We start from the raw sequence: 353 nt of genomic DNA, 5'->3' as shown, positions 1-353 counted from the left end.
GACTATCCATTCCCGTTCCATGTGCTGATGTAATAACAATAAGCCCCCCCACTTTTCTAACTAGCCTCTAAATCCTCAAAACCTTGTAGGAGATTGACTACAAAGGCATGAGTCTAACTTTTTATATTTATAGTCCTGCGCAATTACATCTGTCACAATTTGTTCTTCTTTCTCTGTTTTTCAATTCCTTGCTGTATAGCAGCTTGTGCTTTTTCTTCATCTGCGTCGGTTTGTTCTAGTTCTTGCTGAAGTTTCTCGAATATACGTCCTGTTTGTAAAACAACATAAATAGGGAAATGATCTGACCCCATATGAGGCAATCGCTTCATTTCTACCAAAGCAAAGTCGGTACT

Annotated in this window: 1 pseudogene; it reads right to left on the bottom strand. The window is 38.8% G+C overall.

From position 1 onward, the window contains the following. Window positions 1-75: 75 nt before the first annotated feature. Window positions 76-353 (bottom strand): annotated as a pseudogene (locus A6M14_RS00945) (endonuclease/exonuclease/phosphatase family protein); the annotation flags it as partial.

This window comes from Acinetobacter portensis, from assembly GCF_009372215.1.
GTDB lineage: Bacteria > Pseudomonadota > Gammaproteobacteria > Pseudomonadales > Moraxellaceae > Acinetobacter > Acinetobacter portensis.
Note: the sequence above shows the minus strand (reverse complement) of the source record. Positions and strands in the feature narration are given on the sequence as shown.